Origin of the sequence: Pseudoruegeria sp. SK021, from assembly GCF_002119405.1 — a bacterium.
GTDB lineage: Bacteria > Pseudomonadota > Alphaproteobacteria > Rhodobacterales > Rhodobacteraceae > Meridianimarinicoccus.
In genome coordinates, this window is record NZ_MTBG01000009.1 from 81214 (window position 1) to 93434 (window position 12221).

Sequence of the window (12221 nt, forward strand, 5' to 3'; positions counted from 1 at the left end):
TTGCGGAGACTTGGCCCCTGAGGGACGCTGCCCCCTACACCTGCGTGCGCCGGTCTTCAAGGCAGTTTCGGGGCGGCCGTGCCGGGCAAACGGTATTCGACGAACTCGTTCCGTTGGAGGGAATTGAAATTGTCGTCTGAAACCAGCGTGATCCGGATCGCACCTTGATCGTCCTGCCAGACTGAAATTCCTTCAAGATTGTCATGGGTGAAATAGGCGGTTTGTAACAACAAGCGTTCATCGGTCAGACCTGTAGGGCTGAACGAAAAGCTGCGGATTCGGGTTGAAAACGCCAGTCCGACCGAGGCGCGTTCCAAAAGATACAGTCGGTCGTCGGGTCCAGTATCGGCTCCGACAGGCAGGTAAAACCCATCGCGGCGCAGGGTGTAGGGGATCGTCCAGTTCTGGTCGGGTGGCGGTCGTCCGGTGCCGTCCGGGGAGTCCATATGGGCGATGGGTTTCCCTTCATGTCGGAAGATCGGGATGCCCGCGCCGACCCGTGACGGAAGTTCGGGAATTGCGATGATTCGCCCTTCGGGGTCGAGGGCAAGCGCCTCGAGGCCGCGATTGCGGGGTAGGGCGAGGAACCCGGGAAAGGGGGGAATCCATTGGACCATCACGGTGCCCGGGGTGATGAAGTTCACCGCATGATAGCCCTCAAGTGAGACGTAAAGCCGCCCGTCCGAGGCCAAGGCCAACCCTTCGGTGTCGCCCGACAAAGTGTCGATGAAGGCGCCGAGATCGCTGACGATCCGCGCCGCCGGGTCGGCATCGACCCCGATAATCCGCCCGTCTTGCCGCAAAAAGGTTCCATAGATCAGGGCCGGCCTGTCCGAGAGGGCGACGAAGGTTCGGCCGTCGTCGGACAGTTCTAAGCCGGATAGCCCGCCCATGCGCGCGTCATCTGGTGCCCGCCACGCATAGCTGCCGACATACTCCAGTTCGGAAGACGATCTGCCAAGGGAAAGCGCATACCACCCGGCAAGGCAAAGGACTGTGAAGACCGCCAGCAAAAAGATCGCGCGTCGGATGTTCTGGAACATGACTGCCTCGCTTGGCTGAGAGCGTCGACGCGGGAATTGCGGTAAACAGATAGCACAGAGCCTAACAGATGCCTAAAATCGCAGCCAGTTTGTTTAGAATGCTGGAAATTGGCTTTATCGAGAGTCGCCGCGCGGCACACGAAACTCAACGAATTCCGTGCGTTGGAGTATAATTTGGTTGTCGTCGGAAATCATCGTGACCCGGATCTCATCATCTTCGTCGCGCCAGACAGAAATCCCTTCTAGATTGTCAAACTGGCCCGTCCGACTTTGCATCAAAAGGCGTTCGTCGTTCAGGCTATCGTCGCCAAAAGCGAAGCTTCGAACCCGGCTGGAAAAGCCGAAAATCCCTGAAAAATCCCGTTCCAGCACATAGAGGCGGTTGTCTGGTCCGGTATCTGCACCGACGATCAGATAGGGGCCGTCGCGGCGCACTGAATAGGGGGTGCTCCACGTCGTGCCGTCAAGCCGGTAGACCGGAAAGGGGCGTTCCAACTTGCCGGAACGTTCGGGGATCGTGATCGGGCGCCCTTGTGGATCAAGGGCCAGCGCCTCGAGCCCCGAGTTGAGTTGCAGATCATAAAACACAGGCGGGCGGACGATTGCTTCGGTAATTCCGGTCGCAAGAGAGAGCTTGCTGATGCGGTTCTCGGCTTCAAAGGACAGATAGGCAGTGCCGTCTGCCGCGATTGCCAGCCCCTCGGAATCCGACTGTTGATCGCGCAAGGGTATCCCCTCGGGCGAGAGTAGCGGCCGCACATGTCCAGCCGTCACCCCGACGATCTTGCCGCCGGAGCGTTCAAGCGTGCCTTCAACGAACCCGGCCCGGTCCGACACGGCGACGAAGCTAAGGCCGTCGTCGCTGATTTCCAGCGCGGAAAATCCCCCAAAATTGGGGTCGTCGGCATTGTTCCACGTGAAGGTCGAAAGGCGCTCTAGTTGCTGAAATGCCGGGGCGGGCCCGGAGCAGGCCAGCGTCGCGGCGCAAACTAGCGCGAGACTAAGACGTTTTGGCATTGGTTGGGCAGATCCGCCATGGTGTATTCCCGGACGCCGCGCGTTTTCGGTGCCGGCTTGGAGGGTTTCGTCGCTTTAGGCGGGTTCAGATAATCCGTGACCCACCATTCAAGGGTCTCGTCGCAGCCATTGCCGCCTTTGGAAAGTTGAGCCACGGTCGGGGTCTGGGTTTCGCAGACTGTGTCGCCTTTTGGACATTTCAGGCGGACGTGGAAATGGGTGTCATGGCCATAAAGTGGCCGGATCTTTTGCATCCAGGATCGGTCACTTTGTTTGGCGGATTTGCACAGCTCAACTTTGACAGGTGGGGTGACGAAAATTCGGTCCACCGCGTCGTCGCGGGCGGCGGCTTCCAGAATGGCGGCGTGCTGCGCGCTCCAGTTGCCATTGACCCGGCGCTGATCCGATGCCCGGACCGAGATTGAACTGATCTTTTCGCGGTCGTTCTGGCTGAGACGCAGGGATTTTGGTGGCAGCATCCAGATGTCAATGTCCAACCCGACTTGGTGGCTGGAATGGCCCGAGAGCATCGGCCCGCCGCGCGGTTGGCTGATGTCCCCGACGTAAAGACCCGACCAGCCGGGCTGTCGCGCCGCAAAGGCGCTGAGCCGCTCAATGAAGTCGACGGTTTCAGGAACGCCCCAGTTGCGGTTGCGCGACAGACGCATGGCCTGCCATGTCGGGCCAGTTTCAGGCAATTGCACCAATCCGGCGCCGCAGCCTTTGGCATAAGTGCCAACCGCTTGCGGCACGTGGGCCGACCCAGAGGTTTTGGCCCCAAATAACTGATTGGCAAGGGGGTCGGCTGAAGCAATGCTCGCGGCACCGACTCCGGCAAGGAAGGCCATCCAACGAATTGTGCGCATTTTAGTCATGGGGGTTCCCGGTCTCTGTCCGCTTCGAGCCAGATTAGCAGGATCAGGCCGATAAGGAAGAGGCCACGCAGAAGTGTGATGCCCATTTGTTGGCGTCCAGTCGGTTCGGGTGGCCAAAGCGACAAGGAAGCCTGCGATAATCGACGTCACTTTGCCTGTAAGGTCTCACGGTCCCAAAGGTTATAGCGCCGGTTCAATAGGAAGCGATAAAATACGTCCGCGACCAATTTGGCTGTGCGTCTGTAAGTGTCTGGTGGGCCAAATGTGGGGCGGTGATCGGGCCGTCGTGGCCCGGCCTTATCCCCGGTCAGCGCGGTCTTGCGCGTCTTGCGCGTCTTGCATCGGCGGCCAAGGTCGCAACGTCTCGGCTTGCCCCCAAGCGGTGACCCAATCAGGCAGGGGCGGGCTGTCGGGGCGATCAAGCACCTGCGCCACCCTGTCTTGTCGGACCAGCCCATGGGCATCGGTGACGGCGGCGCGGATCAGCAAGTGTGAGGTGCAGGCACCCTGACGCCACATCGTTTGCTCCATGTAGAAGAATTTGTCATCCCAGCCGACGCACCTGCTGCGCATTTGAAAGCGTTGGAAGGCCAGAATGCGTTTGCGGTAGCGCACGGATGCCCCGGCCACGACGACGCCCCATCCTTGTCGGGCCAAGATTTGCCGTAATCCTGTGCGCCGCGACAGCACGATCCGGCCAAGGTCATACAGGGTCAGCGTTCGGCCATTGTTAAGCTCCAGAAACACATCCAGATCCCACGGCCAGCAGAGATGTTCAGAGTGGTGGGTGTCGAACGTGCCCAGTGGCGGGGCGTTGCGATGGAGGAACAGTTCCTTGCACAAACGCAGGACGGGATACATAGGCGCACTCTCATTTTGACGGGGCAGGGTTCTGCTGATCCGGTCAGGGGTCAAGTCGGACGTGGGGTCGCGGCCCAGTCGGGCCCGGGCCAGCCCGCGCGAAGACTTGCCCTTCAAGGTATTCCCGCTTACCTCAACAGTGTATTTCCCCCCTTCAGAGGACCCCTGATGACATCCTTGCTTCAAATTCTGCTGCTCATACTGGATGTGGTGTGGTTCATCCTCATCGCCCATATCATCATGAGTTGGCTGATCAATTTTCAGGTTTTGAACCTTCAGCAGGATCTGGTGCGCCAGATTTGGTTCGGGTTGAACCGCCTGCTTGAGCCGCTTTATGGACCGCTGCGTCGGATCTTGCCGCCGATGGGTGGCCTTGATTTGGCGCCGCTGGTGGTGCTGATCGGCATCTACGCGATCCGGATCGTTCTTCAGAACAACGCCGCCGCCTTCTATTAGGCGTCCGCGCCGACCTGATTTCCGGGCACCCAGCGCTTGCTCGCCTTGGCTCAACGTGAGAAGTTGCCGCCAACGCGAGCAAACCAAGAACAGCAGGGTCCATGCCAGACGGGTCGAGCCCCTCTCCCGAGGGATTAATGTCACAAGTTTTCGGCTTCTCCGGGTTTCGACCCGGACAGGCTGAGATTGTCGAAGCCGTGACCCGGGGCCAGGACACGCTGGCCATCATGCCAACGGGTGGCGGGAAATCCTTGTGCTTTCAATTGCCTGCCCTGTGCCGCGATGGCGTAACGGTGGTGATCTCACCGCTGATTGCGTTGATGCGGGATCAGGTTCGGGGCTTGCGCGAATCCGGCGTGTCTGCGGGCGCGCTGACCTCGGGCAATACCGATGAAGAGACCGAAGAGGTGTTTCAGGCCCTTGATGCCGGAACCTTGAAATTGCTCTACATGGCGCCAGAGCGTTTGGCCGCGTCCGGCACCATGCAAATGCTGACACGGATCGGCGTCAGCCTGATCGCGGTGGACGAGGCGCATTGTGTCAGTCAATGGGGCCATGATTTCCGCCCAGACTACCTGCGTATCGGGGCATTGCGCGACGCGTTGGGGGTTCCGGTTGCGGCCTTCACGGCGACCGCAGATGCGGAAACCCGCGAGGAAATCGTTCAGCGGCTGTTCGGCGGCAGCACGCCGCAAGTATTCCTGCGCGGCTTTGACCGGCCCAATATCCACCTCGCCTTTGCGGCGAAAGACAATCCCAGACGGCAGATCTTGGGCTTTGCGGCCGCCCGGAAAGGGCAGTCGGGCATCGTGTATTGCGGCACCCGGGCCAAAACGGAAACACTGGCGCGGGCCTTGGCCGAGGCCGGGCATCTGACATGCGCGTATCACGGCGGTATGAGCGCGGACGACCGACGGCTGGGCGAAACCCGTTTCCAGCGCGAAGACGGATTGATCGTTTGCGCCACAGTCGCCTTCGGCATGGGGATCGACAAGCCGGACATTCGCTGGGTCGCCCATGCAGATCTGCCGAAATCGATCGAAGCATATTATCAGGAAATCGGACGTGCCGGACGAGACGGCGCACCGGCGGAAACCCTGACCTTGTTTGGCGCCGATGATATCCGGCTGCGCCGCTCACAAATTGATGAAGGGTTGGCCCCGGTCGAACGGCGCAATGCCGATCACGGACGGCTAAATGCGCTGTTGGGTCTGGCTGAAGCCTTGGGTTGCCGGCGTCAGGCGCTGCTTGGCTATTTTGGCGAGGATGCCGAACCCTGTGGCAACTGCGATCTTTGTGATCGCCCGCCCGAAATTATTGACGGAACGGATGCAGTGCGCAAAGCGCTGTCGGCCATTCTGCGGACGGGCGAATGGTTTGGGGCGGGGCACCTGATCGATATCCTGACCGGGACTGTCACCGAAAAAATCACCGCGCGCGGCCATGATAAGCTGCCGACATTCGGGGTCGGGCGCGAATACACAAAGGTGCAATGGCAAGGGTTGTTCCGGCAAATGATGGGGCGCGACCTGATCCGCCCGGATGGTGAACGGCACGGCGCATTACGTATGACCGATGCGGCGCGGCCGATCCTGAAGGGAGAGGCGCAGATCAGTCTGCGCCGCGACGTGATGGATAAGTTCGCCACAAGGCCAGCCGTCAAAACTCTTGTGTCCGACGAAGATGCGCCGCTTCTATCGTCCCTCAAAGCCAAACGTCGGGCATTGGCTGAGGCTGCCAATGTGCCGGCCTATGTGATTTTCAACGATCGGACGCTGATCGAAATGGTGGAACAACGCCCGCAAGATCTGGATGCCATGTCGCGGATATCGGGCGTTGGCGCGAAGAAGCTAGAGCGGTACGGCGCGGTCTTTCTGGATGCCCTGACCGGAGCGCTGCCCGCGCCGGTTCATCCCAAGCGGCGGGCGTTGGCCGGTCGCGAATCCGGGGCGGTTCTGGACGGATTGCAGGCGGTTCAAGCCGAACTTTTACGCGGAAAAAGCGGCATGGACCGACCGCTGAGTTGTACCGTGCCTGAACTGGCAAGGATCGCCAAAGCCCGCCCAAAGGACTTGGCGGCCCTGTCGGCCATTCTGGGCGAGCGCCGGTCAGAGCGTTTTGGCGCCGCTTTTCTGGAGGTGCTGGATGCGCCATAACACCCGTCGCCCAGCCCAGATTGGCCGCGTAGTTTTACCCCCAACCTCGGACGGAGTTCTGACATGCTGGTTGTGATTTCTCCCGCCAAGCGCCTGAATTGGGATGCGGTGGAAGTCGATATTGTGTCGTCCCCGGCATTTCAGGACGATGCAACTGCATTGGCCAAGGTCGCCGCGCGGCTATCGCAGGCCGAGTTGCAAAAACTCATGGGGATCTCGGCCCCGCTTGCCGCGCTCAATCAGGACCGGTTCCGAACCTTCGATCCCAGCCCCGAGCCGCAGATGCTTCGACCTGCGGCAATGGCGTTTGCTGGCGACACCTATCAGGGACTTGATGCGGCCAGCCTCGATCCTGATGCGCATCGTTGGGCGCAGGATCACTTGCGCATTCTGTCAGGGCTCTACGGGTTGCTGCGGCCAATGGATCAGATTCAGCCGTACCGTTTGGAAATGGGGTCTCGGTTGAAAACCGCGTCATCTGCGAACCTTTATGGATATTGGGGCGCTCGCCTGTCTCTGGCGTTGAATGAACAGGCCGAAAAGACGCAGTCTGAGGTCTTGGTGAATTGTGCTTCGACTGAATATTTCACGGCGGTTGATCGTGCGGCGCTGCAGCTTCGGGTGGTGACCCCGGTCTTTTTGGAGGACCGGGATGGCGTTGCGAAAATCGTCAGTTTCTATGCCAAGAAGGCGCGTGGGGCGATGGCGCGGTTCATCGTTGAACAGCGGTTGACTGATGTCGATGATCTGAAAGACTTCGAGATCGGCGGGTATTGCTATGCGCCGGATCGCAGTGAACCGGATGCACCGGTCTTCTTGCGCAAAATGGCGGACAGCGCGAGCGCGGCGGCCTAAGGGTTAGGCCGTGTCCGCGGCTGACACCGTGTCAGGCGGAATGGTCGTATTCGGCGCGTTCGAAGAAATCATTCCGCAAATCAGCGCTTTGCGTAGGGGTTTCGTTAAATAGTGATCGATGCCTGCGGCGAGGATTTCATCCTCGTCTCCGGCCATCGCATGGGCGGTCAAGGCGCAGATGGGAACGCGGGTCGTTCCCGCCGTCTCTTCCAAAGCGCGAATGGCGCGACTGGCTTCTTTGCCGTCCATTTCCGGCATGGAGATATCCATGAAAATGAAGTCGGGCTGCGTCTGCTGGAACAGATCGACGGCCTCGCGCCCATTTTTGGCGAAGGTTAGGTCGATCGACAGATGCTGCACCATCTTGCGAAACACAAGCTGGTTGGTGCGGTTGTCTTCTGCGGCGAGGACGCGCATCAGCCGCTGGGTGCCAAGAGGTTTCGGTGTCGAAGGTTCCGCAGCGCGGGGCGTTTCCATTGCCTCGCCCAATTCCGCAATCCTCCGATACAATTCTCGACGCAACAAAGGTTTTTGCAGGATGCTGGTGACGCCACATTCCTTGGCATGGGTCGAATGTTCGCTCGGCGACGATGTGAGCAATAAAACCGGCGCTGTCTCGCCGCGGGCGCGCAGCGCTTTGGCCAAGTTCAGGCCATCCATCTCCGGCATTTTGAAGTCGGTCAGGATCAAATCGTATTGACCTGGTGCGGTGGCAAGCGCTTCGGTTGCGTTCCGCCATGCCGACACCGTTAGCCCCATCATCGATAATTGCTTTTCAAGGATCAGCCGGTTGATCTGCTGATCATCCACGATCATTGCGGTTCGAAATGGGGTGATGGGATGCAGCGTGTCGCAATCCTGCGCCTCATCGACCGGAAGCGACAGCTTGATCCCGAAACTGGACCCTTCGCCTTCGATGGAATCCACCCAAATCTCGCCGCCCATCAGATCGACAAGCTGTTTCGTGATGGCGAGGCCAAGGCCGGTTCCTTCAAACTTGCGGTTGCGTTCACCTTCGACCTGATTGAACTCGCCGAAGATATGATCGACCATGTCGGCGGGGATCCCGATCCCGCTATCCTCGACCGTAATCCGTAAATCCTGAAACCCTTCGGGGGCGAGTTCGGCGATGCCGGTGACGCGGACCAACACATGGCCCTTTGGCGTGAACTTGACTGCGTTTCCAACAAGATTGGTCAGAATTTGGCGCATGCGACTTGGGTCTGCGATGAATTGGGTGGGCAGGAACATGTCGAAATCGACCATGAGGTCGACGGACTTTTCCTGTGCAGACGGTTTGAGCAGCAGCAAAACCTCGTGAATGGACCGTTCCAGATCGAAACTGATTGGATGAAGGTTCAGTTTTTGCGCCTCGATCTTGGAGTAATCCAGAACATCGTTGATGATCACCAAAAGGTTCTCGCCCGAGCTTTTGATGGTCTCGACATAGAGCCGCTGTTCTTCGGAGAGCGCCGTGTCACAAAGCAGGTCTGCCATGCCGACAACGCCGTTCATTGGGGTGCGAATTTCGTGACTCATATTGGCCAGAAACGCAGATTTGGCGCGATTGGCGGCGTCGGCGCGGGTGCGTTCTTCTTTCAGTTGTTCTTCATAGCGGATGGTTTCGGTAATGTTCAGCGCAAGGGAAACCATATCACCGTCGCGGGCACGACGATCGATCAGCTTGATGAAACTGCCGTTCCAAAGCTTGATGATCTCGGGTTCGATCGCCTCTTGTTCCCAGCGCTTTAGCATCCGAGCAACCCAATCTTCAGGGTCATCCATGCCGATATCGATCAAGCCTTCATCGGCAAACAGGCGCAGGATATCTTGGTACTTGGTTCCCGGCTTCAGGGCTTCGATACCGTCAAACATTTGAATATAGGCTTGATTGGCAATCACGAGCTGGTTCTTGGCGTTGAACACCCCGAAGCCATCCTGAATGGTTTCCAGCGCTTCCCATAGCCGCCGTTCTGCCTGCACCACTTGATGATTGGCCCGTTTCAGGTCTTCGCGCACCTGGGTGTTTTCGCCTTTCAGACCCTCGGCTTCATGTACAAGGCTTTTCGCCTCTGCCCGCTTGACGATGATCTCATCGGATAAGACCCGGGCATGTGCGGCCAGTTTCTTATTGGCGGTAAAGAGTTCGCGCTGCTTTTGATCCAGAAGCCGTTCGGCTGCCAGCCGCGCCCGTCGCTCTTTGGCCAGTAATTCTGCAAGCGCGTGAGTTGCCTCTTCCGCCATCCAGTGTGGTATCCCCTGTCAATCGACCTCCGCCGAGAGTGCGATGATAAGGTGAACAGAACTTGAATGACGCCACTGCCTTGCGATTTTTCTGGCCGAACTGCGGCTAGGTTTCTGCGGTAAGCTCAATCAGCATAACCTCGGGCGGAACCCAGAACCGCAACGGCAGGCCGGAATAGCCAAGCCCCGCGGAGACGAACAGGTGGCGCGCGCCGTCGGTCACATGGCCCAAGGCGTATCGGTCGCCGTAATTTGACGGGGTCATTGGCCTGCGCCCAAAGATTGTGAACTGACCGCCATGGGTATGGCCACTGATCTGGAGCATGGGGCGGGTGTCGCCCTTGGCGAAATAATCAGGTTCGTGGGCGAGAAGGATGCAGGGCGCCCCATCGGGCACGTTAGCAAACGCCGCCTCAGGGTTCTCATGGCCGGGGTACTTTCGACCATTGCTCATCTGGCTATCCATGGTCACCAACCAGAAATCCTGATCTCCGTGCCGTAGTGCGGTGGCCTCGTTGCCTTTCAGGGGGCGACCGCTGGCAATGAACGCGTCAATGACGCTGTTTTCCGCATGATTGGTGGCGCGGGCGCGGGGACAATCTTTCCAGTCATGGTTCCCAAGAATGCCGTGAACCCCAAGAGGCGCATCCAGAGGCGCAAAGAGCGGTGCGATTAGGGATGCCGGAAGGTGCTTGCACGGCATCTTACTGTCGGCCAGAAAGTCGCCGGCCAAAAGGATGATGTCGGCGTCGAGGGTCATGACCTGATCCACAATCGCGCGCATTCGGTCGGGGGTCATCCATGGCAGGCACACATGCGGATCGGCGATCACGGCAATCCGCAGGGCCGGTCCGTCCCAGCGCGGGTGGGCCAAGCGATGTAGGGTCAATTGCGGCGCACCCCAAAGGCCAAAGATCCCTTTGGCCGGATTGGGCGGTCCAATGGGGGCCCATGCTGGCCGTGACGCAAGAGCGGTGGAAGCCTTCATGTGGCCATCTTGCAAAAGGTTTGGGGGGTTGGGCAAGTGCCGGGTGACCCGTCCGGCGCGGATGCCGCACGGGTCAGAAGTAGATGGCTGATAATTAAGCGACGTCGAAGTGCAGCGGGCGAACCTGCTGGAACTTTCCGGTCTCTTTCAGCGCAGCCAGAACCACTTCGGACGGTTGTTCGTCCAGATACAGAAGGGCGATGGCGTTATGGCCCGACTGGTCGCGACCAAGGGTGAAGTTGGCGATGTTGACGCCGTTCTGGCCAAGGGTCATGCCCAGCGTCCCGATGATCCCCGGAACGTCCTTGTTGGTGGTATAAAGCATGTGCTCACCGATCTCGGCGTCCAGATTGATGCCTTTGATCTGGATGAACCGCGGTTTGCCGTCCGAGAACACGGTGCCCGCGATGGTCCGGGTCCGGGTTTCGGTTTCTACGGTCAGCTTGATATAGCCATCAAAAACGCCGGACTTCTCCTGAGTGGTCTTGGATAGTTGGATGCCGCGTTCACGTGCGATGACCGGGGCCGAGACCATATTCACTTCGGAATCGGTGGCCTTCATGAAGCCCGCAAGCGTGGCGCAGTTCAACGCTTCGGTGTTCATGTCAGCCGGAATGCCGTCGTATAGGATATTCACAGCTTTGACCGGTTCGTCCGTCATCTGACCGACGAACGCGCCCAGGTTCTCGGCCAGCTTGATCCATGGCCCCATCACGGCGGCTTCTTCGGCGGTGACGGCTGGCATGTTGAGCGAGTTTTGCACAGCGCCCGACAGCAGATAGTCGGACATCTGTTCTGCAACTTGCAGCGCCACGTTTTCTTGTGCTTCGGTTGTGGACGCCCCTAGATGCGGGGTGCATACGACGTTGGGCAGGTTGAACAGGACGTTGTCCGTGGCGGGCTCGACCGCGAAGACGTCCAATGCGGCACCCGCAACATGGCCCGATTTCAGGGCGTCGGCCAAGGCGTCTTCGTCGATCAATCCGCCGCGGGCGCAGTTGATGATCCGGACACCGGGCTTCATCTTGGCAATCGCGTCGCGCGACAGGATGTTCGTGGTCTTTTCGGTTTTGGGCACGTGCAGGGTAATGAAGTCAGACCGCTGCAGCAATTCGTCCAGTTCGACCTTGGTCACGCCCAGCTTTGCGGCGCGTTCGTCGGACAGGAAGGGATCATAGGCGATGACCTTCATGTGCAGGCCAACGGCGCGGTCGCAAACGATGCCGCCGATGTTGCCGGCACCGATCACGCCGAGGGTCTTGGCGGTCAGTTCAACCCCCATGAACTTGGACTTTTCCCATTTGCCAGCATGGGTTGAGGCCGAGGCTTCGGGGATCTGGCGGGCGACGGCGAACATCATCGCGATGGCATGTTCGGCGGTGGTGATCATGTTGCCGAAGGGTGTGTTCATGACGATCACACCTTTCTTGGACGCGGCTGGAATGTCGACGTTGTCGACGCCGATCCCGGCCCGGCCAACCACTTTCAGATTGGTGGCGGCAGCAAGGATCTTGTCGGTGACTTTTGTAGCCGAGCGGATGGCTAGGCCGTCATATTTGCCGATCACCTCCAGCAGCTTGTCTTTGTCTTTGCCGAGCTTGGGTTCGAAATCGACCTCAATGCCGCGGTCGCGGAAGATCTGGACGGCGGTTTCGCTGAGGCTGTCGGAAACGAGTACTTTGGGGGCCATTTGGGGCACTCCTGATGGTCTGAATCTGGGATCGGA

Annotated in this window: 10 protein-coding genes; 3 read left to right on the plus strand and 7 right to left on the minus strand. The window is 59.2% G+C overall.

Annotated elements, in window-relative coordinates:
- Positions 1-56 precede the first annotated feature (56 nt).
- The 4 genes from BV911_RS08025 to BV911_RS08040 all read right to left on the minus strand — a co-directional run bounded on the left by BV911_RS08025 (position 57) and on the right by BV911_RS08040 (position 3796).
- Positions 57-1043, minus strand: a complete 987-nt coding sequence (locus tag BV911_RS08025; protein WP_086053086.1) for an esterase-like activity of phytase family protein — start codon at positions 1041-1043, stop codon at positions 57-59.
- Between the two features lie 114 nt (positions 1044-1157).
- Complete coding sequence (locus tag BV911_RS08030; protein WP_086053087.1) at positions 1158-2060, minus strand: esterase-like activity of phytase family protein; 903 nt, start codon at positions 2058-2060, stop codon at positions 1158-1160.
- Positions 2033-2926, minus strand: a complete 894-nt coding sequence (gene mepA, locus BV911_RS08035) for a penicillin-insensitive murein endopeptidase (RefSeq protein ID WP_086053120.1) — start codon at positions 2924-2926, stop codon at positions 2033-2035. The genes BV911_RS08030 and mepA overlap by 28 nt, the downstream gene beginning before the upstream one ends.
- 306 nt (positions 2927-3232) lie before the next feature.
- Positions 3233-3796, minus strand: a complete 564-nt coding sequence (locus BV911_RS08040; protein WP_086053088.1) for an acyl-CoA thioesterase — start codon at positions 3794-3796, stop codon at positions 3233-3235.
- 168 nt (positions 3797-3964) lie between these two features.
- Here BV911_RS08040 and BV911_RS08045 point away from each other — a divergent pair, with 168 nt between their 5' ends.
- From BV911_RS08045 to yaaA, 3 genes are all read left to right on the plus strand, one after another.
- Positions 3965-4252, plus strand: a complete 288-nt coding sequence (locus BV911_RS08045; protein WP_086053089.1) for a YggT family protein — start codon at positions 3965-3967, stop codon at positions 4250-4252.
- Positions 4253-4389: 137 nt separating this feature from the next.
- Positions 4390-6408, plus strand: a complete 2019-nt coding sequence (gene recQ / locus BV911_RS08050; protein WP_371587970.1) for a DNA helicase RecQ — start codon at positions 4390-4392, stop codon at positions 6406-6408.
- 63 nt (positions 6409-6471) lie between these two features.
- Positions 6472-7263 (plus strand): peroxide stress protein YaaA, encoded by a 792-nt coding sequence (gene yaaA / locus BV911_RS08055; protein WP_086053091.1) that lies wholly within the window; start codon positions 6472-6474, stop codon positions 7261-7263.
- A 3-nt stretch (positions 7264-7266) separates the two neighbouring features.
- Here the strand turns inward: yaaA and BV911_RS08060 are convergent, their stop codons facing one another.
- From BV911_RS08060 to serA, 3 genes are all read right to left on the minus strand, one after another.
- A complete protein-coding gene (locus tag BV911_RS08060; protein ID WP_086053092.1) occupies positions 7267-9507 on the minus strand; it encodes a response regulator in 2241 nt (746 codons plus the stop codon).
- A gap of 106 nt (positions 9508-9613) precedes the next feature.
- A complete protein-coding gene (locus tag BV911_RS08065; RefSeq protein ID WP_086053093.1) occupies positions 9614-10495 on the minus strand; it encodes a metallophosphoesterase in 882 nt (293 codons plus the stop codon).
- 94 nt (positions 10496-10589) lie between these two features.
- On the minus strand, positions 10590-12185 hold the full coding sequence (gene serA, locus BV911_RS08070) for a phosphoglycerate dehydrogenase (protein ID WP_168184017.1): 1596 nt from the start codon (positions 12183-12185) through the stop codon (positions 10590-10592).
- Positions 12186-12221: the final 36 nt, after the last annotated feature.